Annotated in this window: 21 protein-coding genes and 1 pseudogene; 14 read left to right on the top strand and 8 right to left on the bottom strand. The window is 70.3% G+C overall.

Annotated elements, in window-relative coordinates:
* The first annotated feature begins 118 nt into the window (after positions 1-118).
* The 4 genes from ACTRWB_RS27165 to ACTRWB_RS27180 are packed head-to-tail and all read left to right on the top strand — an operon-like array spanning position 119 to position 4,844.
* Entirely contained in the window at positions 119-916 is a 798-nt protein-coding gene (locus ACTRWB_RS27165; RefSeq protein WP_446903629.1) for a (Fe-S)-binding protein, read from the top strand.
* The gene (locus tag ACTRWB_RS27170; protein WP_446903630.1) at positions 913-1,638 is read left to right on the top strand and encodes a LutC/YkgG family protein; all 726 of its coding nucleotides are present in this window, start codon (positions 913-915) and stop codon (positions 1,636-1,638) included. The genes ACTRWB_RS27165 and ACTRWB_RS27170 overlap by 4 nt, the downstream gene beginning before the upstream one ends.
* Entirely contained in the window at positions 1,635-3,080 is a 1,446-nt protein-coding gene (locus ACTRWB_RS27175; protein WP_446903631.1) for a LutB/LldF family L-lactate oxidation iron-sulfur protein, read from the top strand. The genes ACTRWB_RS27170 and ACTRWB_RS27175 overlap by 4 nt, the downstream gene beginning before the upstream one ends.
* 57 nt (positions 3,081-3,137) lie before the next feature.
* On the top strand, positions 3,138-4,844 hold the full coding sequence (locus tag ACTRWB_RS27180; RefSeq protein WP_446903632.1) for a lactate permease LctP family transporter: 1,707 nt from the start codon (positions 3,138-3,140) through the stop codon (positions 4,842-4,844).
* Positions 4,845-4,955: 111 nt separating this feature from the next.
* Here the strand turns inward: ACTRWB_RS27180 and loiP are convergent, their stop codons facing one another.
* The 5 genes from loiP to ACTRWB_RS27205 form a co-directional block, all read right to left on the bottom strand.
* On the bottom strand, positions 4,956-5,717 hold the full coding sequence (loiP, locus tag ACTRWB_RS27185) for a metalloprotease LoiP (protein WP_129512968.1): 762 nt from the start codon (positions 5,715-5,717) through the stop codon (positions 4,956-4,958).
* A gap of 198 nt (positions 5,718-5,915) precedes the next feature.
* A complete protein-coding gene (locus ACTRWB_RS27190; protein ID WP_446903633.1) occupies positions 5,916-6,698 on the bottom strand; it encodes a glycosyltransferase family 2 protein in 783 nt (260 codons plus the stop codon).
* 125 nt (positions 6,699-6,823) lie between these two features.
* Positions 6,824-8,116, bottom strand: a complete 1,293-nt coding sequence (locus ACTRWB_RS27195; RefSeq protein WP_446903634.1) for a chorismate transformation enzyme, FkbO/Hyg5 family — start codon at positions 8,114-8,116, stop codon at positions 6,824-6,826.
* A gap of 89 nt (positions 8,117-8,205) precedes the next feature.
* Positions 8,206-8,922 (bottom strand): 3-oxoacyl-ACP reductase FabG, encoded by a 717-nt coding sequence (fabG, locus tag ACTRWB_RS27200; protein WP_129512971.1) that lies wholly within the window; start codon positions 8,920-8,922, stop codon positions 8,206-8,208.
* Positions 8,923-9,031: 109 nt separating this feature from the next.
* Positions 9,032-9,316: a phosphopantetheine-binding protein gene (locus ACTRWB_RS27205; RefSeq protein WP_129512972.1), complete on the bottom strand. Its 285-nt coding sequence runs from the start codon at positions 9,314-9,316 to the stop codon at positions 9,032-9,034.
* Positions 9,317-9,866: 550 nt separating this feature from the next.
* On the opposite strand from ACTRWB_RS27205, the gene ACTRWB_RS27210 reads away from it, so the two are divergent.
* The 10 genes from ACTRWB_RS27210 to ACTRWB_RS27255 all read left to right on the top strand — a co-directional run bounded on the left by ACTRWB_RS27210 (position 9,867) and on the right by ACTRWB_RS27255 (position 20,261).
* Positions 9,867-10,520 (top strand): hypothetical protein, encoded by a 654-nt coding sequence (locus ACTRWB_RS27210; RefSeq protein ID WP_446903635.1) that lies wholly within the window; start codon positions 9,867-9,869, stop codon positions 10,518-10,520.
* Between the two features lie 64 nt (positions 10,521-10,584).
* A complete protein-coding gene (locus tag ACTRWB_RS27215) occupies positions 10,585-12,354 on the top strand; it encodes an AMP-binding protein (RefSeq protein WP_446903636.1) in 1,770 nt (589 codons plus the stop codon).
* Complete coding sequence (locus ACTRWB_RS27220; RefSeq protein WP_446903637.1) at positions 12,351-13,328, top strand: LpxL/LpxP family acyltransferase; 978 nt, start codon at positions 12,351-12,353, stop codon at positions 13,326-13,328. Before ACTRWB_RS27215 ends, ACTRWB_RS27220 begins: the two co-directional genes overlap by 4 nt.
* The gene (locus ACTRWB_RS27225; protein WP_446903638.1) at positions 13,325-13,984 is read left to right on the top strand and encodes an outer membrane lipoprotein carrier protein LolA; all 660 of its coding nucleotides are present in this window, start codon (positions 13,325-13,327) and stop codon (positions 13,982-13,984) included. Before ACTRWB_RS27220 ends, ACTRWB_RS27225 begins: the two co-directional genes overlap by 4 nt.
* A complete protein-coding gene (locus ACTRWB_RS27230) occupies positions 13,984-16,446 on the top strand; it encodes an MMPL family transporter (RefSeq protein WP_446903639.1) in 2,463 nt (820 codons plus the stop codon). Before ACTRWB_RS27225 ends, ACTRWB_RS27230 begins: the two co-directional genes overlap by 1 nt.
* On the top strand, positions 16,443-17,333 hold the full coding sequence (locus ACTRWB_RS27235; RefSeq protein ID WP_446903640.1) for a polysaccharide deacetylase family protein: 891 nt from the start codon (positions 16,443-16,445) through the stop codon (positions 17,331-17,333). The genes ACTRWB_RS27230 and ACTRWB_RS27235 overlap by 4 nt, the downstream gene beginning before the upstream one ends.
* A 63-nt stretch (positions 17,334-17,396) precedes the next feature.
* The gene (locus ACTRWB_RS27240; RefSeq protein WP_446903641.1) at positions 17,397-18,608 is read left to right on the top strand and encodes a beta-ketoacyl-[acyl-carrier-protein] synthase family protein; all 1,212 of its coding nucleotides are present in this window, start codon (positions 17,397-17,399) and stop codon (positions 18,606-18,608) included.
* A gap of 8 nt (positions 18,609-18,616) precedes the next feature.
* Positions 18,617-19,435 carry a beta-ketoacyl synthase chain length factor gene (locus tag ACTRWB_RS27245; RefSeq protein ID WP_446903642.1) on the top strand — a complete coding sequence of 273 codons (819 nt, stop codon included), beginning with the start codon at positions 18,617-18,619 and terminating at the stop codon, positions 19,433-19,435.
* Positions 19,432-19,935 (top strand): hotdog family protein, encoded by a 504-nt coding sequence (locus ACTRWB_RS27250; RefSeq protein ID WP_446903643.1) that lies wholly within the window; start codon positions 19,432-19,434, stop codon positions 19,933-19,935. The genes ACTRWB_RS27245 and ACTRWB_RS27250 overlap by 4 nt, the downstream gene beginning before the upstream one ends.
* Positions 19,932-20,261 (top strand): hypothetical protein, encoded by a 330-nt coding sequence (locus ACTRWB_RS27255; RefSeq protein ID WP_226800052.1) that lies wholly within the window; start codon positions 19,932-19,934, stop codon positions 20,259-20,261. The genes ACTRWB_RS27250 and ACTRWB_RS27255 overlap by 4 nt, the downstream gene beginning before the upstream one ends.
* Positions 20,262-20,349: 88 nt before the next feature.
* Here ACTRWB_RS27255 and ACTRWB_RS27260 read toward each other — a convergent pair whose 3' ends face one another.
* The 3 genes and pseudogenes from ACTRWB_RS27260 to ACTRWB_RS27270 form a co-directional block, all read right to left on the bottom strand.
* The gene (locus ACTRWB_RS27260; protein WP_419685334.1) at positions 20,350-20,556 is read right to left on the bottom strand and encodes a hypothetical protein; all 207 of its coding nucleotides are present in this window, start codon (positions 20,554-20,556) and stop codon (positions 20,350-20,352) included.
* 109 nt (positions 20,557-20,665) lie between these two features.
* Complete coding sequence (phbB, locus tag ACTRWB_RS27265) at positions 20,666-21,409, bottom strand: acetoacetyl-CoA reductase (protein WP_048242790.1); 744 nt, start codon at positions 21,407-21,409, stop codon at positions 20,666-20,668.
* 8 nt (positions 21,410-21,417) lie between these two features.
* Positions 21,418-21,636 (bottom strand): annotated as a pseudogene (locus ACTRWB_RS27270) (hypothetical protein); the annotation flags it as partial.

Consider the following 21,636-nt stretch of genomic DNA (forward strand, 5'->3'; position numbering starts at 1 on the left):
GTCATGCCCGTCGCGCCGATTGGCCCAACCAATTTGAACTGCGGCGCCGTCGCGGGAATTATGCAGCGAAATCGTCGTCCCGCATCCGCATGCCGGGCCGTCGCCTCTGGAGCGAGACATGAACGAAAGGCAGTACCCCGCCGCCACCGCGCACGTTTACCTGTTCGCGACCTGCCTGGTCGACCTGTTCGTCCCCGAAGCGGGGCTCGACGCGGTCCGCCTGCTGGAACGCGAAGGCCTGACCGTCCACTATCCGCGCGGCCAGAGCTGCTGCGGGCAGCCGGCCTACAGCAGCGGCAATCCCGACGAAGCGCGCCGCGTCGCGGCCGCGCAGCTCGACCTGTTCGCCGAACCGTGGCCCGTGATCGTGCCGTCCGGCTCGTGCGCGGGCATGATCCGGCACCATTGGCCGGCGCTGTTCGCCGACGATCCGGTCCACGGCCCGAAGGCCCGCGCGATCGCGGAGCGGACCTACGAGCTCGCCGAATTCCTCGTCCATGTGCTCGACGTGCAACTCGATGCGGCCGCGGCAAGCGCCGGGCCCGCCGAACGCGTCGTGCTGCACACGTCGTGCGCGGCACGGCGCGAGATGGGCACGCGCGGGCACGGCGTCGCGCTCGTCGACGCGTTGCCGGGCGTGACGCGCATCGAACACGAACGCGAATCCGAATGCTGCGGCTTCGGCGGCACGTTCTCGCTCAAACATCCCGACATCTCCGGCGCGATGGTGCGCGACAAGGTCGCATCAGCCTGCGCGACCGGCTGCGACCGGCTCGTGTCCGCGGACTGCGGCTGCCTGCTGAACATCGGCCACGCTGCGACCCAGTCCGGCGCGCCGCTGCCGGTCGAACATCTCGCGAGCTTCCTGTGGCGCCGCACGGCCGGCGCCGCGTCGTTGCGCGGAGACCAGCAATGAACGGGCGCGCCGCGATTCTCGCGCGCCTGCGCGCCACGGCCCCGGGCGTCGCCGCGACGGCCGCCCCCGCGCTCGACTCTCGCATCGACACGCATTACGACACGCGCCGCGCATCGGCCGCGCGCGATCCGCACGCGCTCGCCCAGGCGATGCAGACCGCGTTCGCCGCCTCGCACGCGGACGTCTGGTGCGCGACCGGCGACGAATGGCCCGCGCAGCTCGCCGCGCGTCTCGCCGACGCCGGCGTGCGCCGCCTGCTGCTCGATCCGCACCGCGCCGAATCCGCGGCCCTCGCCCGCGCGCTGCCCGACACGGTCGCGCCCGTTCCGTTCGACCGGCCGATCGACGCATGGAAGGCCGAACTGTTCGACACGATCGACGCGGGCTTCACCGTGGCGCGCTCGGGTATCGCCGCAACCGGCACCGTCGTGCTCGCACCCGATGCCGGCACGCCACGCACGGTGTCGCTGGTGCCGCCGCTGCATGTCGCGCTCGTCCACGCAAGCACGCTGCATGCGGATCTGCACGCAGCCGTGCACGCGGAACGCTGGCACGCCGGCATGCCGACCAACCTCGTGCTGGTGTCGGGGCCGTCGAAGACCTCCGACATCCAGCAGACGCTCGCTTATGGCGCGCACGGCCCGCGCCGCCTGTGGGTCGTGATCGTCACCGACCCGGCCGACCGGCCGGCCGCAACCGCCTGCGAGGACCTGCCGCAATGAGCGACCGCACGCTGCAATTCGTCGCCCCCGGCGACTTCAAGGCCCGCGCGCGCGCCGCGCTCGACGATCCCGCGCTGCGCCAGAGCTTTCGCGGCGCGATGGACTTCCTGCAGGGCAAGCGCGCGACGCAGTTCCCCGACGACACCGAGCTGCAGCAGTTGCGCGATCTCGGCGAAGCCGTGCGACAGCACGCGCTCGCGCAGTTGCCCGCGCTGCTCGAACGACTGGAGGCGAAGCTCACCGAAGCCGGCGTGCACGTGCACTGGGCCGAGACGGCCGCCGACGCGAACGCAATCGTGCTCGACATCGCGCAGGCGAAGAAGGCGCGCCGCGTGATCAAGGGCAAGTCGATGGCGAGCGAGGAAATCGAGCTGAACCATTACCTCGCGGAGCACGGCGTCGACTGCATCGAGTCCGACATGGGCGAGTTCATCGTGCAGCTCGCGGGTGAGAAGCCATCGCATATCGTGATGCCGGCGATCCACAAGACGCGCGGCGACATTGCCGAATTGTTCGAGGCGCACATCCCCGGCACGCGGTACACGGAGGACGTCGACGAGCTGATCCAGACCGGCCGGCGCGCGCTGCGCCGCGCGTTCGCCGACGCGGACATCGGGCTGTCCGGCGTGAACTTCGCGGCGGCCGACACGGGCACGCTGTGGCTCGTTGAGAACGAAGGCAACGGCCGCCTGTCGACGACGGTGCCCGACACGCACATCGCGATCATGGGAATCGAAAAGGTCGTCGAAAAGCTCGAGCACATCGTGCCGCTGTCGAGCCTGCTCACGCGCTCGGCCACCGGTCAGGCGATCACCACCTACTTCAACCTGATCTCGGGCCCGCGCCGCGACGGCGAACGCGACGGCCCGCACGAGCTGCATCTCGTGCTGCTCGACAACGGCCGCACGCAGGCCTACGCGGACGAACAACTGCGCGCGACGCTGCAATGCATCCGCTGCGGCGCGTGCATGAACCACTGCCCCGTCTACACGCGCATCGGCGGCCACGCATACGGAACCACCTACCCGGGGCCGATCGGCAAGATCATCTCGCCGCACCTGCTCGGCCTCGACGCGACGGCCGACCTGCCGACCGCGTCGACGCTGTGCGGCGCGTGCGGCGAGGTGTGCCCGGTCCGGATCCCGATCCCGCAACTGCTCGTGCGGCTGCGCACCGAGGCGAACCGCAAGCCCGACGAACCCGTCGCGCATCCGCTGCGCGGCCAGGGTGCGAACTACAACCGCGCGGAAGATCTCGTGTGGCGCTTCTGGTCGGGCGCGTTCGCGCATCCGCGTGCGTACCGCGCGTTCCGCTGGGCCGCGACGCGCCTGCGTGCGCTGACGCCCGCGAAACAGATGGGCTGGACGCAGCACCGCACGCCGCTCGAACCGGCGCCGCGCAGCCTGTCCGACCTGCTGCGCGCACGCGGCCAGCCCGAATAGAACACCGTTTTCCCGCCCTTACCCATAGAAATACAGACACAGATGGAGGAGACATCCATGCAGGTTTGGCATCAGATCTACACCCCGCTCGGCAGCCTCGGGCTGTCGGCGTTCGTCGCCGCGATCCCGATCATCTTCTTTTTCGTCGCGCTGGCCGCACTGCGGATGAAGGGCCACGTCGCCGCCGCGATCACGCTGCTGCTGTCGCTCGGCGTCGCGATCCTCGCGTATGGCATGCCCGTGCCGCAGGCGCTCGCGGCGGCCGGTTTCGGCTTCGCGTACGGCCTGTGGCCGATCGCGTGGATCATCGTCGCGGCCGTGTTCCTGTACAAGATCGTCGTGAAGACCGGCCAGTTCGACATCATTCGCGCGTCCGTGCTGTCGATCACCGACGACCAGCGCCTGCAGATGCTGCTGATCGGCTTCTCGTTCGGCGCGTTCCTCGAAGGCGCGGCCGGCTTCGGCGCGCCCGTCGCGATCACGGCCGCGCTGCTCGTCGGCCTCGGCTTTCGCCCGCTGCACGCGGCCGGGCTGTGCCTGATCGCGAATACCGCGCCGGTCGCGTTCGGCGCGATGGGCATCCCGATCATCGTCGCCGGACAGGTGACGGGCATCGACCCGTTCCATATCGGCGCGATGGCCGGCCGCCAGCTGCCGCTGCTGTCGCTCGCGGTGCCGTTCTGGCTCGTGTTCATGATGGACGGGCTGCGCGGTGTGCGGCAGACCTGGCCGGCCGCGCTCGTCGCGGGCGGCAGCTTCGCGGTCACGCAGTACTTCACGTCGAACCACATCGGGCCCGAGCTGCCGGACATCACGTCGTCGCTCGTCAGCCTCGTCGCGCTCGCGGCGTTCCTGAAGGTGTGGCAGCCGCGCACCGCGCGGCAGCCGGCCGGCGGCATCGTCGCATCCGGCGGCGGTGCGGCGCTGGCCGGGTTCGGTGCGGGCAGCAACGGCTTTGGCGCCGGTTCGAGCCGGCAAGCGTCGCCGTACACGCTCGCGCAGACCGTGCGCGCATGGTCGCCGTTCCTGATCCTGACGGCCGTCGTCACCGTATGGAGCATCGCGCCGTTCAAGGCGCTGTTCGCCGCACACGGCGCGCTCGCGTCGACCGTGCTGAAGTTCCATGTGGCGGGGCTCGACCAGCTCGTCGTGAAGACCGCGCCGATCGCCGCGACGCCAAAGGCACTCGAAGCCGTGCTGAAGATCGACCTGGTATCGGCGGTGGGCAGCGCGATCCTCGTGACCGGGCTGATCTCGATGGCGCTGTTGCGGATGAAGCCGCGCGACGCGCTCGTCACGTTCGGCGAGACGCTGAAGGAACTGACGCGCCCGATCCTGTCGATCGGCCTCGTGCTCGCGTTCGCGTTCGTCGCGAACTACTCGGGGATGTCGTCGACGCTCGCGCTGATGCTGGCCGCGACCGGCGCCGCGTTCCCGTTCTTCTCGCCGTTCCTCGGCTGGCTCGGCGTGTTCCTGACCGGCTCGGACACGTCGTCGAATGCCCTCTTCTGCTCGCTGCAGCAGGCCACCGCCCATCAGCTCGGCGTGCCCGAGACGCTCGCGGTGGCCGCGAACACGACGGGCGGCGTGACCGCGAAGATGATCTCGCCGCAGTCGATCGCGGTCGCCTGCGCGGCGACGGGCCTCGTCGGCAAGGAGTCGGAGCTGTTCCGCTTCACGGTGCGGCACAGCCTGCTGTTCGCGGTGGTCGTCGGGTTGATCACGCTCGTGCAGGCCTACGTGCTGCCGGGGATGGTGCCGTAAGCGGCGCGCACCCCAAAAAGCAAAACCCCACGCCCGGAAGAGCGTGGGGTTTTGTTTTCTGCGTACCGATTGCCGATGCCGGCCTGCGCTGGCCGGCGCTCGGCTGCTCGATCAGCTGCCCTTCGCGATGCGATCCTCGATGTGCTGCGCACGGCTCGCCGACGACGGGTGCGAGCTCATCATCGAGCTCTGGCCGCCATCGAGCTTCGCGAGCTTCTGGAAGGCGGTGACGAGGCCCTTCTGGGTCATGCCCTTCTGCTTCATCAGGTCGAACGAGTAATCGTCCGCCGCGCTTTCCTGCGTCTGCGAGAACTGCGCGTTGATGAACTTCTCGGTGATGTCGCCGAGCTGCGAGCTCGACAGTGCCGCCACGCCCGGCGATGCCGCGCCGGCCGCGCTGCGCGCCGCGCTCACCGCGTAGGCGGTCTGCATCGCCTTCTTCGAGTGACCCAGTGCGACGTGGCCCATTTCATGGCCGATCACGCCGCGCAGCTCGTCGTCGTTCATCATGTCCATCAGGCCGCTGTACACGCGCACGCAGCCGTTGCCCATCGCCCACGCGTTGACGTCCTTGGTCATGTAGACCTTGTAGTTGATCTTCTGGCCGTTCAGCGTCATGTCGCCGAAGCCCTTCATCACCTTCGTCAGGCGCTTCGAATACGCGCTGTTCGCCGGCGCGATCTTCGATTCGGCGTCGCTGGACTTGCACGAGTCGTTCGACAGCGCGGCGATGTCCGCATCCGACAGCGTCGCTGCCTTGTACAGGTTCGTGCCCGCCGACGTCAGGCTGTTCGCGTCGAGGCTCTGCACCCCACCGCATGCGCTCAACAGAAACGCCACGCCACACGCTGCCACCGCTTTCTTGAGTTGCATCCCGGATCTCTCGATAGTTGTATTTGGAAGCGGCGATTTTGCATAATCCGGCAGAAAATTACCAGATGTTTACATCCGATGACACCTTTATTACTCAGCGGATTGAGATTAAACAGTGATCCGGGACGGGATTAACGGCGAAAATCGGTGCAATCGCCACGGCCGGGCGATGATCGGGACGGAAACCGGGTGTAGCGCTCAGGCCGCCTGATCGCGGCGGCGTGTCAGCCGCCGCGCGACCAGCATCGGCAGCCGCACCGCGAAGCCGGTGAAGAGGCGCAGATGCATCCACGCGAGCAGCGCGTTGTCGCGGCCGTAATGGAAGTGCGACACGCCGCCTTCGTGGCGGCCGAAATAGCGCACCGGCGCGTCGATGCGGATCGGACGCACGCCGGCCCAGCACAGCCGCACGGCCGCTTCGGGATCGAAGTCGAAGCCGCGCATCCACGGCTGGCGGCGCATGATCGCGGCCAGCGGTGCGACCGGATACACGCGAAAGCCGTACAGCGAATCGCCGATCCCGGCCCACAGCGTCTCGAGGTCGGCCCATGCGTTCGACAGCCGGCGCCCCTGTACGCGCAACTGCGGCGCGCTCGCGTCGAACTTCGGCACGCCGAGCACCATCGCGTCGGGCGCGGCCTGCGACTCGGCCATGAACGCGGGAATCAGGTCGGCCGGATGCTGGCCGTCGGAATCCATCGTCAGCACGTGCGTGAAGCCGCTCGCGGCAGCCGCGTCGAGCCCCGCGAGCACCGCGGCGCCCTTGCCGCGATTCTCCGGCAGCACGATCACGCGCAGCCCGGGATCGCGCTCGGCCATTGCCTGCAGCCGTTCGGCGCTGCCGTCGGTGCTGCCGTCGACGACGACCCACACCGGACTCCACTGCGCACGGGCATTGCGCACGGTCGTGTCGACCTTGGCGCCCGGGTTGTAGCTGGGAATCAGAACGAGATGGGTAGACGAGGCGTGCAGCGTGGACATGGGAACGGCCGATTGCGAAGACGGGGATCCTGACAAAAGTTTATGACTTGCCGGCGACTGCCGGCGGGCTTCGTCGATGCCGTCCGCGTGCGGCGCCCGTTGCCGGAGCGTGAGGTTGTCGCGCTTCATGACAGCCACTCCGCCGTATGACCCGCGCTGGCCTCGATCTCGACCAGCAGGTCGTCGCGGCACACGTCCGCATGCACGAAGAGCGGCCGCACGCCTGGGCCGGCCGCATCGCGCAGCACGCGCTCGATCGCGGCCAGCGCCGCGGTGTCGCCGGCATCGCGCACGTAGACGCGATAGCTCAAGTCGGCGAGCGAGAACGGGCCATGCCCCTGCCGCGCAGCCTGCTCGAGCACGGCGGCGAGGTTCGCGACCGTCTCGCGCGTTTGCGCGACGACGTCGCCGTGATGCACGGTGCGATGCCCGACGATGCTCGCGGTGCCCGACACGAACAGCACCGGCGCGGCGTCGCCGTCCGCCCACGCGGCGGCGCGCGCGAACGTCGGTGCACGCGGGCCGTACTGCGCCGGATAGTGATACGCGCTGACCTGGCGCGGGTTCTCGACCGGATCGGCCGGCGTGCGGCTCGCGAGGAAATGGATCGCGAGCGGCGCGGCGGGCATCGCATCGCCCGCGACCGCCTCGACCGAGCCGAGCGCGCACGCGGCCGGCACGCCGCCCGTCAGTGCGCGGCGGCACGCGTCGAAGGCGTGTTGACGGCCGATATTGAACTGACGATAGCGTTCGATCCCGAACTGCACCGCATTGATCGCCGGCACGGTATTCCAGATGCGCAGCGGATGCGGCATGCCGAGCGCATCGAGTACGTCGAACAGCGCGCGGTATGCGTCGTGCGTCGCACGTTCGAGCGGCGTGCCGTCGTCGCGATGCGCGTCGGGCATATCGTGCTCGTGCACGACGATGCTGCCGAACACGAGGCCCGCCGTTTCGCTGTAGCGATAGTGCAGCGCGCCGCGCCGTTCGCTGCGCAGGTCGCGCGCATTGCATTGCCAGATTTCGCAGACGGCATCGGCCGGCTCGGCACCGGCGCCGAGCAGCGCCATCTGCACCGGCGCGATCGGCAGATCGGGCGCGGCATCGGTCAACATCCGTGCCGCTGCACCGGCCTGCGACTCATCGTGCGTCCCGGCCGAGCCGATGCACACCGCGCCGAGCGCACCGGGAAACGCGTGGTCGAAACCATCGCCGCGGATACGCGCATCGTGCAGCAACGCGGCGAGCCGCGCATGGCTCATCTGGACGAGCCGCAATGCGTGGTCGCCGCCGCGCGCGAGCGGCGCACGCGATCGCGATGCGGCCGGCCCGGCCGCCGACTGCCCGCGCGCGACGGGCGCACTGGCGGACGACAGGGAACACGGGCGCCGTTCGGCGTCGACTGGATGCACGGACACTTCGATTTCCTCACTATGCGGCGCAGGCCGCGCGCCAACGCGGCCCTGCGCCGCGTTGCATTACGTTCAAGCCAACGCCGCGCGCTTCGTCATGCGAGCCCGCCGTTGACGGACAACACTTGCCCCGTCACATAGGCCGCGGCGTCGGATACCAGATACGCGACCATCGCCGCGACTTCGTCGGGCCGACCCGCGCGCTGCGCGGGCACGAGCTGCTTGATGCGTTCGGCGGGAAACGCGTGCTCGGCCATCGGCGATTCGATGATGCCGGGCGCGACCGCATTCACGGTGATGCCGCGCGACGCGAGTTCCAGCGACAGCGATTTCGTCGCGCCGATCAGCCCCGCCTTCGCGGCCGCGTAGTTGACCTGCCCGCGATTGCCGGTCACGCCGGCCACCGACGCGATGTTGACGATCCGGCCGCGCCGCGTGCGGATCATCGGCAGCAGCAGCGGCTGCGTGACGTTGAAAAAGCCGTTGAGCGTCACGTCGATCACGCTGTGCCACTGCTGGCGCGACATGCCGGCCATCGGCGCGTCGTCGTGAATGCCCGCGTTGTTGACGAGGATCTGCACCGGCACGTCGTCGGCGAGCGGCGCCAGCGCGGCGAGCGTCGCATCGGCGTCAGTCACGTCGAACGCGATCGCGCGCGCGGTGCCGCCGGCCGCGACGATCTGCTGCGCGACCGCTTCCGCTTGCGCGAGATGGCGGTTCGCATGCACCCACACTTCATGGCCGGCCTGCGCGAGCGCCGTGCAGATCGCCTGCCCGAGTGCGCCGCTGCCGCCCGTCACGAGCGCCCGCATCGATTTGCTCCGTTCATCGCGTTTCACGTTGATCGACGCGCCGGCGAATCGTCTGCCGATTGCCGCCGCGTGCCGTCATCCCCGCGCGCCGCGCCCATGCGCGCCGCCGTCACTTCGTGCGATGCGCGGCGACGTACGCGGCCAGCGCGCCGAGCGTCGCAAAGATCTTCTGGTTGTCCGGATTGTCCGAGCGCAGTTCGAAGCCGTATTTCTTCGAGATCAGCAGCGCGATTTCCAGGATGTCGATGGAGTCGAGCCCGAACCCTTCGCCATACAGCGGGGTCCCGGCCGTCACTGTTTCGAGCGGGACGTCTTCGAGATTCAATTCGCCGACGATCAGCGTGGCGAGCTCTTGTTCCAGTGCGTTCATCATGCGTGCGGGCAGGCGGCCCATGGCAGCGGGAGGCGCCCGGAAACGGCAACTGTCGTGCACGCCCGGCGCGTGCAAATCTCCGTCCCTCCGGCGTCTGCCGGCGTCCCCGCCTGCGTTATTTGGGGATCGTTGGTAAAAGTTACGCGGATTCTAGACGAAGGGTATCGGGTCGTATACCGGGAATGGTTACAGACTGGCGGGCCTGCGCCGCACCCCGTTTCGGGACCCGAATGCACGAGACGCTTGAGCCGCTTTGGACGGAAATGGACCGACCCTGCGAAACACCTCATCCGGTGCCATACAATCGGTTACAAAACCCGTTCACGCGTGCCCCGAACACGCGGTGCCGGGGCCCTAAAATGAGCGTGCCCGACCACCGGCCCGGACCTGCGTCCCGGCCGCCATTCATATGATGTTTGACGGCCCGACCACCGCGTCCGGCCACGACCCGCCCGATGTCTCCAGTCATGCCGCGCCCGTCCTTCCGCTCCGTTCCGGTTCACCCGCCCGTCCGCCGCCGTTCGGCCGCCGCCGGGGACGTGTGCCCGCGCCGCACGCCCGGAGGCCGTCGATGAGCCGGCTGCTGCCCATCGCGCGCGGCGTCGCCGCGGTCGGCGCCGTGGCGGCCTACCAGGCCGGCGCGCACTACGCGGCCGCGACGCCCGGCGCACACGGCTTCGGCCTCGCGATGGCGCTCGTGCCGCCGCTGTTGCTCGCGCTCGGCGCGGCGCTGCGCTCGCCGCGACGTGCGTGGTTCGTGCCGGCGTGGCTGCTTGCCGCCGCCCTGCTGTGGGCCGCCCGCGCGCCGCTCGCGCGACATTTCGAATGGGGCCTGTATCTGGAACACGCGAGCTTCAACATCGCGATGGCGCTGCTGTTCGGCCGCACGCTCGCGGCCGGCAAGGTGCCGCTGTGCACGCGCTTCGCGGCGATGATCCACGGCACGGTCACGCCGGCCGTCGCACGCTACACGCGGCAGATCACGTTCGCGTGGACGCTGTTCTTCGTCGCGATCGCCGCGGTGTCGACGCTGCTGTTCGCGACCGCGCCGATCGTCGCGTGGTCGACGTTCGCGAACTACCTGTCGCTGCCGCTCGTCGCCGTGATGTTCGCCGCTGAGCATGCGTGCCGGCGCTTCGCGCTGCCGCACGAGCCGCGGCCGCGGATGGTCGACGCGGTGCGCGCGTATCGCGCGACAACACAGGCGCCGCAGGCCTCACGATGAATTCACGGCCGGCGCGGCGCCGCAACGCGGCCGCGCCGGTCTTTGCTCCCGTTTTTACCGATTTATGCCGACTCACCCGCTGGTATTCCATTCCTCGCCGGACCAGACGATCGCCTGGCGCGACGGCGCGCCCGTCACCGTGCGCGCGTTCATCGCCGACGTCGCGCGCGTGGCCGCCGCGCTGCCCGCCGGCGCGCACGTGTTCAACGTGTGCCGCGACCGCTACCGTTTCGCGGTCAGCCTGTGCGCGGCGCTCGTCGCCGGCAAGATCAGCCTGCTGCCGTCGACGCACACGCCGGAAATGGTCCGCCAGCTCGCGTCCTTCGCGCCCGACGCGTTCTGCCTGCACGACGCGCCCGACTGCACGATCGACCTGCCGCGCTTCGCGTATCCCGATGCCGCGCCCGGCGACTTCGCGGACGATGCGCCGTTCGCCGTGCCGCGGATCGATGCGGCGCGGATCATGGCCTACGTATTCACCTCCGGCTCGACCGGCGCGCCGGTGCCGCACCGCAAGACCTGGGGCTTCCTGGTCGGCTGCGTGCGCGCGGCGGCCGACCGCCTCGGGCTGCTCGACGGCCGCGCGGCGACGCTGATCGGCACGGTGCCCGCGCAGCACATGTACGGCTTCGAGTCGACGGTGCTGCTCGCGCTGATCGGCGGCCTCGCGTTCAGCAACCGCCAGCCGTTCTACCCGATCGACATTCGCGACGAACTCGACACGATCCCGCAGCCGCGCGTGCTCGTCACGTCGCCGATCCACCTGCGCGCGCTGCTGTCGGCCGGCCATGCGCTGCCGCGCGCGGCGCTCGTGCTGTCAGCCACCGCGCCGCTGTCGGAAAAACTCGCGTGCGAAGCCGAGGCCGCGCTCGACGCGCCGCTCGTCGAAATCTACGGCAGCACCGAAACCGGCCAGATCGCGACCCGCCGCACGTCGCAAGGCGCGGCATGGCAACTGTTCCCGGACATCCGGCTCGACGCGCGCGACGAACCGGCAAGCGACAGCACGGGCGACGACGGCGGCCCGACCGTCTGGGTGTCGGGCGGGCACGTCGAGGCGCCCGTGCCGATGGGCGATGCGCTCGAACTGCTCGGCGACGGCCGGTTCCTGCTGCACGGACGCAAGGCGGACCTCGTCAACATCGCGGGCAAGCGCACGTCGCTCGCGTACCTGAACCATCAGCTCAACGCGATTCCGGCGGTGGTCGACGGCGTGTTCTTCATGCCCGACGAAGCCGCACCGGCGCACGCCGACACGGATCTCGAACCGGTCACGCGCCTGGTCGCGCTCGTCGTCGCGCCGACGCTCACCGCCGCCGATCTGCAGCGCGCGCTGCGCGAGCGGATCGATCCCGCGTTCATGCCACGCCCGCTCGTGTTCGTCGACGCGCTGCCGCGCAACGAAACGGGCAAGCTGCCGCGCGACGTGCTTGCCGCGCTCGTTGCGCGACACGCGCACGCCACGGCCGCGCCGATGCCCGCACCCGCCGCACCCGCCGCGGCAGACACGCCGGCGCCCTCGCTCGCGTTCACGATTCCCGCCGACCATCCGGCGCTGCCCGGCCACTTCCCCGACCATCCGGTCGTACCGGGCGTCGTGCTGCTCGATCACGCGATCCACGCGATCGGCGCGGCGCTGAACCGTCCGCTGCACGCGTGGCGGCTCGGGTCCGCGAAATTCCTGAGCCCGGTCGCCCCCGGCGAACCGCTCGATCTCGCGTTCGATACCGCAGCCAGCGGCGCGATCCGCTTCACGCTGCGCACCGGGTCGCGCGAGGTCGCGACCGGCGTGCTGTCGGCGCCGCCGGCCGCGCAGGACGGTGCGCAGCCATGAAGCGCACCGCGTGGGCCGAACGCCAGGAGCGCAGCAATGCGGGCTTGCTGCGCGCGATGACGTGGATCTCGCTGCGCTTCGGCCGGCAGCGCGCGCGCATCGTGCTGCATCTGATCGCGACGTATTTCGTGCTGTTCTCGCCGGTCGCGTGCGCGGCGTCGCGCGACTACCTGCGCCGCGTGCTCGGCCGCCCCGCGCGCTGGCGCGACGTGTACCGCCATGTATTCACCTTCGCGGCGACGATCCACGACCGCATCTACCTGATGAACGGACGCTTCGACCTGTTCGACATCCGGCTGCACGGCGAAACGCTCGTCGACGATGCGCTCGCGGGCGGACGCGGCGCGTTCCTGATGGGTGCGCACCTCGGCAGTTTCGAGGTCGTGCGCGCGATCGGCCGCACGCATCCGGACCTGCGCGTCGTCATCACGATGTACGAGAAGAACGCGCGCAAGATCAACGCGACGCTCGCCGCGGTGAATCCCGCCGCGAAGCCGGAAGTGATCCCGCTCGGGCAGGTCGACTCGATGCTGAAGGTGCGCGAGCGCCTCGACGCGAACTGCATGATCGGCATGCTCGCCGACCGCACGCTGCTCGACGACGCGGCCGCGTCGCTGCGGCGGCTGCCGCTGCTCGGCGCGCCGGCCGCGTTCCCGCTCGGGCCGCTGTACATGGCGGCGATGCTGCGGCGCCCGGTGATCTTCATGACGGGCCTCTATCGCGACGGCAATCGCTACGATGTGCACTTCGAGACGCTCGCCGATTTCTCCGACGTGTCGCGCGACGCACGCGCGGCGGCCGTCGACGCGGCACTCGCGCGCTACGTCGCGCTGCTCGACCAGTACTGCCGCGCGGCACCGTACAACTGGTTCAACTATTTCGATTTCTGGCACGGCGGCGATGCCGCGGCCGCGCGCCGCGATGCGGCGCACGCCGGTGCCGACCTGCCCGCCACGAGGGATTCCGACGCATGACCGCCGTTCGCCGCTTCCTGTCCTTGCCGCTGCTTCCGTTCCCGCCCGCGCTGGGTCGTGCCGTCCGCACGCTCCGCGTCGCCGCGACCGCGGCCGCGATCGCGCTGGCCATGCCCGCGCACGCGGCCGACACGGGGGCGGCCTGGAACCTCGACCGGCTGATGGCGACGCTCGCGCAGCACAAGTCGGGACGCGCGACGTTCACCGAGACGAAGTACCTGTCAATCGCCACGCAGCCGGTCGAATCGTCCGGCGAACTCGTGTTCGTCGCGCCCGACCATCTCGAGAAGCACACGCTGAGCCCGAAGCCCGAACACCTCGTGGTCGACGGCGACATGCTCACCGTCGAGCGCAACAACCGCAAGTACACGCTCGCGCTCGCACGCTATCCGGAACTCGGCGCGTTCATCGACAGCATCCGCGCGACGCTCGCCGGCAACCGCTTCGCGCTCGAACAGGTCTACAAGGTCGCGCTCGCCGGACGCGGCGACGACTGGACGCTGACGCTCACGCCGCTCGACTCGCGGATGCTGAAGGTCGTCAGCACGATCACGCTCGACGGCACGCGCGACATGTTGCGCAGCGTCGCGATCCGGCAGGCCGACGGCGACCATTCGGTGATGCGCCTGCAACCCGTTCCGGCGAACCCGAACTGATGGACCAGCGCATCCGGCCCTCGCCCGTCAGCCGCCGCCTGCACGCGTTGCGACAGCGCGCGGTGCTCGTGTGGCTGCTCGCGCTCGTCGCGTGCGGCGTCGCGATCGGGCGCGCGCACTTCACGGCCGACCTGTCCGCGTTCCTGCCGAACTCGCCGAGCGCCGGACAGCGCGTGCTCGTCGACCAGTTGCGCGACGGCATCGTGTCGCGGCTGATCCTCGTCGCGATCGACGGCGGCGACGCAAGCACGCGCGCGGCGCTGTCGCGGCGCGTCGCCGGCGCGCTGCGCGCCGATCCGCAGTTCGCGGCGGCTCACAACGGCGAAGCCGCGAACGACGTGCGCGACCGGCAATTCATCTTCGATCACCGCTACCTGCTGAGCCCGGCGGTCACGCCGCAGCGCTTCAGCGCCGACGGCCTGCACCAGGCGCTCGGCGACAGCCTCGACCTGCTGAGTTCGTCGGCCGGCCTCGTGGCCAAGGCGATGCTGCCGCGCGATCCGACCGGCGAAGTCGCCGCGCTCGTCGACCAGCTCGACAGCGCGGCGGAACCGGCGAGCCGCGACGGCGTGTGGGCGTCGCGCGACGGCTCGCGCGCGGTGCTCGTCGTGCAGACGGCCGCCGCCGGTTCCGATACCGACGCGCAGGCCCGCGCGATCGACGCGGTGCGCCGCGCGTTCGCCGCCGCGACACAGGCCGTGCCGAACTCGGCTGCAACCACGCTCGCGATGACGGGCCCCGGCGTGTTCTCGGTCGACATGCGCGACACGATTCGGCACGACGTCGAACGGCTGTCGACGGCAAGCGTCGTGCTGATCGTCGCGCTACTGCTGACGCTGTACCGCTCGCCGCGCACGCTCGCGCTCGGCTTGCTGCCGGTGCTGACGGGCGTCGCGGCCGGGATCGCGGCGGTCAGCGTCGCGTTCGGCACGGTTCACGGGCTGACGCTCGGGTTCGGCACGACGCTGATCGGCGAAGCCGTCGACTATTCGATCTACCTGTTCGTGCAATCGGCGCAGGCCGGCACGCGCGGCGCCGCACGCCCGGCCGACGCGACGCGCGCCTGGGTCGCCGCGTACTGGCCGACGATCCGGCTCGGCGTGCTGACGTCCGTGTGCGGGTTCGCGTCGATGCTGTTCTCCGGATTCCCGGGCCTCGTGCAGCTCGGGCTCTATTCGATCGTCGGGCTGACGGCCGCCGCGCTCGTCACGCGCTTCGTGCTGCCGCACCTGCGCGGCGAGCATGTCGCGATCCGCGACGTGTCGCGCGTCGGCGCCGTGCTCGCCCGCGCGACCGACGCCGCGCCGCGGCTGCGCTGGCCGCTCGCCGTGCTCGTGCTTGCCGCCTGCGCGACGCTCGTGCTGCATCGCGACGGCCTGTGGAGCCGCGAGCTCGCCGCGCTCAGCCCCGTGCCGGCACGTGCGCAGGCGCTCGACGCGCGGCTGCGCGCCGATGTCGGTGCGCCCGACGTGCGCTACCTCGTCGTGATTTCCGCGCCGACCGAACAGGCCGCGCTCGAACGCGCCGAACAGGTCGCCGCGCAATTGCAGCCGCTCGTCGACCGAGGCGCGCTCGCGGGTTTCGAAAGCCCCGCGCGCTACTTGCCGAGCGACGCCGCGCAGCGCGCGCGCCAGGCGAGCCTGCCGGATGCGGACGCACTCGCCGCACGGATGCGCGACGCCGTCGCGAACCAGCCGATCGCGGTAAAACCCGACCTGTTCGCGCCGTTCATCGCCGACGTCGAGGCCGCGCGCCACGTGCCGCTGCTCACGCGCGCGGACTTGCGCGGCACGTCGATGGCGCTCGCCGTCGATGCGCTGCTGACCGAACGCGCGGGCCGCTGGAGCGCGATGCTGCCGCTGCGCGCGCCGGACGCCGCGCGCACCGGGCAGCCTGCATCGGGGCTCGATGCCGCACCGATTCGCGCGGCCGTCGCCCGAGCGGGTGTGCCCGATGCGCTGTTCGTCGACATGAAGGCCGAAGCCGATCGCCTGTACGTGAGCTACGTGCACGAGGACATCCGGCTGTCGCTCGCCGGTTTCGCGGCGATCGCCGTGCTGCTGCTGATCGCGTTGCGCTCGCCGCGCCGCGTCATGCACGCGCTCGCACCGCTCGTCGCGGCCGTGCTGGTCGTGACGGCAGGTTTCGCGCTCGCCGGCGTGCAGCTGACGATCCTGCACCTCGTCGGCATGCTGCTGATCGTCGCGGTCGGCTCGAACTATGCGCTGTTCTTCTGCAAGCGCGACGACGCGCAGCCCGTCACGCCGTACACGCTCGTGTCGCTGCTGATCGCGAACCTCGCGACGGTCGCCGGCTTCGGGCTGCTGGCGCTGTCGCGCGTGCCGCTGCTCGAAACCTTCGGGCTGACCGTCGGCCCCGGCGCGATGCTCGCGCTCGCGTTCGCGGCAATTCTCGCGCCACGCGCCGCGGCGAATGCTCGTCGTCAAGGAGGCCCGGCATGAACGCACCGTCGTCCGTTCCGCCGCGCCAATCCGACCAATCCGGCGTGCGCCGCTGGAAACCGACGCCGCTGATCGCCGGCACGGCTGCACTGCATGCGGGCGCGGCGGCCGCCGTCGTCGCGCAGCCGGCCGCGTGGCCGTGGGCCGTCGGCGGCGTGGTCGCGTCGCATCTCGCGTTGACCGCCGCCGGCCTGTGGCCGCGCAGCACGCTGCTCGGCCCGAACTGGACGCGCCTGCCGGCCGGCGCCGGCCGCCGGATCGCTCTGACGATCGACGACGGCCCGGACCCCGAGGTCACGCCACGCGTGCTCGACCTGCTCGAACGCTACGACGCGCGCGCCACATTCTTCTGCATCGGCGATCTGGCACGACGCCATCCGCAGTGGATCGAAGCGATCGTCGCGCGCGGTCACGCGGTCGAGAACCACAGCCAGCGGCACCGGCACACGTTCTCGCTGTCCGGGCCGGCCGCGCTGCGGCGCGAGATCGCGGCCGCGCAGCAGACGCTGACCGAGATCGCCGGCACGCGCCCGCTGTTCTTCCGCGCGCCGGCCGGCCTGCGCAATCCGTTTCTCGAACCGGTGCTGTGCGAGTTCGGCCTGCAACTGGCGAGCTGGACCCGGCGCGGCTTCGACACGCGCGCACGCGATGCCGCGATCGTCACGCGCCGCCTGCTGCACGGCCTCGACGCGCGCGACATCCTGCTCGTGCACGACGGTCACGCGGCGCGCGACACACGCGGCGAACCGGTCGTGCTCGACGTGCTGCAGGCCGTGCTGCGCGCGGCCGCCGACGCGCAGTTGCACTGGACCACGTTGCGCGCGGCGCTCGCGCCCGAACCGCCCGGCCAGCCGGGCGTTCCGGCACCCCCGTTTGATAAAATCTGACCGCGAACGGCACGCGTGCCAGCCCTGCTGCGGCGCCCGTTCCGGCCACCGGATGCGACCCTCGTGAAACCTCTCCTGCTCTCGCACTTCACCGCCACCAGCTGCATCGGCCGCGGCCTCGATGCGACCCTCGACGCGCTGCGCCACGCCCGCGGCGGGCTCGCGCCGTGCGACTTCGAGCGCGCGGACCTCGACACGTGGATCGGCGCGGTGGACGGTGTCGATACGCAGCCCGTGCGCGCGGACCTCACCGACTTCGATTGCCGCAACAACCGCCTCGCGCAGCTCGGCCTCGTGCAGGACGGCTTCGACGCAGGCGTCGCGGCGGCGGTGGCGCGCTACGGCGCAGCGCGCGTCGGCGTGTTCATCGGCACGAGCACGGCCGGCATCCTCGAGACCGAACGTGCGTACCAGCGCCGCGATCCGGCGAGCGGTGCGCTGCCCGCCGACTTTCGTTATGCGCAGACGCACAACCCGTATTCGCCCGCCGCATTCGTGCGCGCGTATTTCGCGCTGCGCGGGCCGGCGATGGCGATCTCGTCCGCGTGTTCGTCCGGCGCGAAGGTGTTCGGCTCCGCGCGCCGCATGATCGAAGCCGGGTTGATCGACGCGGCCGTCGTCGGCGGCGTCGATTCGCTGTGCCTGACGACGCTGTACGGCTTCAATTCGCTCGAACTGCTGTCGCGCCGGCCGTGCCGGCCGTTCGACATCGCGCGCGACGGCATCTCGATCGGCGAGGCCGCCGCGTTCGCGCTCGTCGAACGCGTGCCCGACCCGCCCGCCACGCTCGACGGCAACGCGATCCTGCTGCTCGGCATCGGCGAATCGAGCGACGCGCATCACATGTCGTCGCCGCATCCGGAAGGGCTCGGTGCGCGCGTCGCGATCGAGCAGGCGCTCGCGTCCGCCGGCCTCGGTGCGAACGACATCGACTACGTGAACCTGCACGGCACCGCGACACCGAGCAACGACGCGGCCGAAAGCCGTGCGGTCGGCGCACTGTTCGCCCACACGCCGTGCAGCTCGACGAAGGGCGCGACCGGCCACACGCTCGGCGCGGCGGGCGCGCTCGAAGCGGTCGTCGCCGCGCTCGCGCTGCGCGAGCAATTCGTGCCGGCCGGCGTCAACACGACGCAACCCGACTCGGCCCTCGCCGCCGACTACGTGCTCGCGAGCCGCGATACGCGCGTGCGCGCCGCCCTCTCCAATTCGTTCGGCTTCGGCGGCACGAATTGCAGCCTGATCCTCGGCCGCGCCGATCACGCACGCCGTTGAGGCCCGACATGACACTCACCGCCTTCATCGAAAGCATCGGCCTCGTCGGGCCGGGATTGAACAACTGGCCGCACGCGGCCGACGTGCTCGCGGGCCGAGCCGCCTATGCGAGCGCACGCACCGAGCTACCGCCGCCCGCCGGCCTGCCTTCGGCCGAACGGCGCCGCACGGGCCCCGTCGTGCGCGTCGCGCTCGCGGTCGGCCATGAGGCGGTGGCCGCGAGCGGACGCGATGCCGCGACGCTCGCGACCGTGTTCAGCGCGTCCGGCGGCGATGGCCAGAACTGCCACGCGATCTGCGAAACCCTCGCCGGCGACGATCGCCAGTTATCGCCGACGCGTTTCCACAACTCCGTGCACAACGCACCGGCCGGTTACTGGAGCATCGCGACCCGCGCGATGGCGACGTCGAACGTGCTGTGCGCGCACGACGGCAGTTTTGCCGCCGGCCTGCTCGAGAGCCTGTGCCAGGTCGTCGTCGATCGCGTGCCGACCCTGCTGATCGCGTACGACACCGATTACCCGGAACCGCTGCACGCGGTACGACCGATCGGCGACGCGTTCGGCGTCGCGCTCGTGCTCGCGCCCGAAGCAAGCGAACGCACGCTCGCCCGCATCGATGCGCAGCTCACCGACGCGCCCGCCACGGTACTCGCGAACGCCGAGCTCGACGCGCTGCGCACCGGCAATCCGGCCGCACGCGTGCTGCCGCTGCTCGATGCGCTGGCCGCGCGGCGCTCGGCGCGCGTCGTGCTCGACTACCTGTCCGACACGCACGTGCAGGTCGACATCGCGATGCCGGACACCTTCGCGGAGCACGCGCGATGACCGCCACGATCGCACTGACGCCGCCGCTCGACCACGCGTGGATCGCCGCGCACATTCCGCACGGCGGCGCGATGTGCGTGCTCGATACGGTCGATGCGTGGGACGCCGCGCGCATCAGCTGCACCGCGACGAGCCACCGCGATCCGCACAACCCGCTGCGCTCGCACGGCCGGCTCGCATCGGTCTGCGGAATCGAATACGCGGCGCAGGCGATGGCCGTGCACGGCGCGCTGCTCGGTGCGCAGGAAGCGCGCCCGCGCGTCGGTTATCTCGCGAGCGTGCGCAACGTCGACGCGTTCGTCGACCGGCTCGACACGTTCGACCAGCCGCTCACCGTCGACGCGGAACGCGTGAGCGGCGACGGCCGCTCGGTGCTGTACGGCTTCGCGCTGCGCTGCGGCGCTCGCGTGCTGCTGTCCGGCCGTGCCGCGGTGATGCTCGACGCATCGTCGGCCGGCACGTTTTCCCCGGCGCCCGCCGGCAATACGCATCCTCGATGAATACGCTTACTCAAGGAAACCAGGTCGTGAAAGTTCGTCAGTTCATTGGCACCGCACTCGTTCTGGCGCTGATCAGCCCGATCGCGCATGCGGACATGTCGGAAGTGAAGCAGGACATCAAGCGCGATTCGAAGGAAGCCGCGCACAAGACCGGCGAGGCGGCACGCAGCTTCGGCCATGCGACCGCGAGCGCCGCGAAGGCAGTCGGGCACGGCGTCGCACACGCATCGCGCGAAGGCTGGGATGCCACCAAACGCACGACCAAGCGGATCTTCCACAAGAACGACTCGGGCGAGTCGAGTGGAAAGAGCGAAAAGAGCAACTGAGCACGCGCACCGCGCGCATCACCGACTGCATCCGCGCGATGCATGACCGTGCCCAACCGCGGACCGCAATACCGCGATACCGCCGCCGTCAACGCGCGCCGCGCATGCGGCGTGCCGGCCCCGCCGGCCTGCGCGCGATGCACTTGCCGTACGCGACGAGCCAGCAGTCGCGATGATCGAAGTTCCGCAGCAGCCGCGCGCGGCGCCGCTCGAGCCAATAGAGCGAGATCATCATCGTCAGCGCAACGGCCAGTGCCCCACCGCCGATCGCGAGTCCTATCCAGGTATCGCCCATGCCTTCTCCGGAATGCGAGACCGAAGCGGTACGCCTGCCGCCGCTCCGGCACTGGATCTAGCGGAACGCGGCCCGGCACGTGCGCGAACGCCGTCCGGGCCGCCACGCGTCAATGCATGTGCTGGCCGCCGTTGATCGCGATGTTGGAGCCCGTCACGAAGCCGGCCTCCTCCGAGCACAGGTAGGCGACCAGCGCCGCGACTTCCTCGGGCTTGCCGAGCCGGCCCGCCGGAATCTGCGGGAGGATCTTCGTGTCGAGGATCTCCTGCGGAATCGCGGTGACCATCTTCGTCGCGAGGTAGCCCGGCGACACCGTGTTCACCGTCACGCCCTTGCGCGCGATCTCGAGCGCCAGCGACTTCGTGAAGCCGTGCATGCCGGCCTTCGCGGCCGCGTAGTTGGTCTGGCCGACCGAGCCCTTCGAGCCGTTCACCGACGAGATGTTGACGATGCGACCCCAGCCGCGCTCGACCATGCTTTCGCAGACGGGCTTCGTCATGTTGAACACGGAGTCGAGGTTCGTGCGGATCACCGCATCCCAGTTGACCTTGTCGAGCTTGCGCAGCGTCATGTCGCGCGTGATGCCCGCGTTGTTCACGAGAATGTCGACCGGGCCGACGTCCCGCACGATCTTCTCGATGCATTGCTGGCACGAATCGTGATCGGCCACGTCCACCGGGTACGCATGGAACTCGCGACCGGCCGCGTGCATCTCGGTCAGCCAGCGGTCCGCGCCGGTGTTGTTCGGCGAATACGTGACGACTACCCGGTGGCCCGCGTCGTTCAACCTGATGCTGACCGCTTCGCCGAGGCCGCCCATTCCACCTGTCACAACTGCAATTCGCTTAGTCATCCTATAAATTACCGACAAAAAAGTAATCGATGAAAGCGGGGCGACGGCATCGTACATGCTGCCGCCCCACCGCTACGATGCGCAGCCGCCCGCGTCGCGGGCGCGGCACGCACCGGAACCTCGCGCTTGTTGTTGGCTGCTTGTCGTGCGCGAAACCGCTTCGCGCGGATGCCGTGCTTGCCGGCACCGCATCCGCGTGATGTCGTCAGACCCTGCTCAAACGCGCT

This window comes from Burkholderia sp. YIM B11467, assembly GCF_052952715.1.

Excerpts from the sequence above, each read along its gene's own strand:
- ACTRWB_RS27165 (WP_446903629.1), top strand. The coding sequence starts at position 119 with ATGAACGAAAGGCAGTACCCCGCCGCCACCGCGCACGTTTACCTGTTC.
- ACTRWB_RS27170 (WP_446903630.1), top strand. The coding sequence starts at position 913 with ATGAACGGGCGCGCCGCGATTCTCGCGCGCCTGCGCGCCACGGCCCCG.
- ACTRWB_RS27175 (WP_446903631.1), top strand. The coding sequence starts at position 1,635 with ATGAGCGACCGCACGCTGCAATTCGTCGCCCCCGGCGACTTCAAGGCC.
- ACTRWB_RS27180 (WP_446903632.1), top strand. The coding sequence starts at position 3,138 with ATGCAGGTTTGGCATCAGATCTACACCCCGCTCGGCAGCCTCGGGCTG.
- loiP (WP_129512968.1), bottom strand. The coding sequence starts at position 5,717 with ATGCAACTCAAGAAAGCGGTGGCAGCGTGTGGCGTGGCGTTTCTGTTG.
- ACTRWB_RS27190 (WP_446903633.1), bottom strand. The coding sequence starts at position 6,698 with ATGTCCACGCTGCACGCCTCGTCTACCCATCTCGTTCTGATTCCCAGC.
- fabG (WP_129512971.1), bottom strand. The coding sequence starts at position 8,922 with ATGCGGGCGCTCGTGACGGGCGGCAGCGGCGCACTCGGGCAGGCGATC.
- ACTRWB_RS27205 (WP_129512972.1), bottom strand. The coding sequence starts at position 9,316 with ATGGGCCGCCTGCCCGCACGCATGATGAACGCACTGGAACAAGAGCTC.
- ACTRWB_RS27210 (WP_446903635.1), top strand. The coding sequence starts at position 9,867 with ATGAGCCGGCTGCTGCCCATCGCGCGCGGCGTCGCCGCGGTCGGCGCC.
- ACTRWB_RS27215 (WP_446903636.1), top strand. The coding sequence starts at position 10,585 with ATGCCGACTCACCCGCTGGTATTCCATTCCTCGCCGGACCAGACGATC.
- ACTRWB_RS27220 (WP_446903637.1), top strand. The coding sequence starts at position 12,351 with ATGAAGCGCACCGCGTGGGCCGAACGCCAGGAGCGCAGCAATGCGGGC.
- ACTRWB_RS27225 (WP_446903638.1), top strand. The coding sequence starts at position 13,325 with ATGACCGCCGTTCGCCGCTTCCTGTCCTTGCCGCTGCTTCCGTTCCCG.
- ACTRWB_RS27230 (WP_446903639.1), top strand. The coding sequence starts at position 13,984 with ATGGACCAGCGCATCCGGCCCTCGCCCGTCAGCCGCCGCCTGCACGCG.
- ACTRWB_RS27235 (WP_446903640.1), top strand. The coding sequence starts at position 16,443 with ATGAACGCACCGTCGTCCGTTCCGCCGCGCCAATCCGACCAATCCGGC.
- ACTRWB_RS27245 (WP_446903642.1), top strand. The coding sequence starts at position 18,617 with ATGACACTCACCGCCTTCATCGAAAGCATCGGCCTCGTCGGGCCGGGA.
- ACTRWB_RS27250 (WP_446903643.1), top strand. The coding sequence starts at position 19,432 with ATGACCGCCACGATCGCACTGACGCCGCCGCTCGACCACGCGTGGATC.
- ACTRWB_RS27255 (WP_226800052.1), top strand. The coding sequence starts at position 19,932 with ATGAATACGCTTACTCAAGGAAACCAGGTCGTGAAAGTTCGTCAGTTC.
- ACTRWB_RS27260 (WP_419685334.1), bottom strand. The coding sequence starts at position 20,556 with ATGGGCGATACCTGGATAGGACTCGCGATCGGCGGTGGGGCACTGGCC.
- phbB (WP_048242790.1), bottom strand. The coding sequence starts at position 21,409 with ATGACTAAGCGAATTGCAGTTGTGACAGGTGGAATGGGCGGCCTCGGC.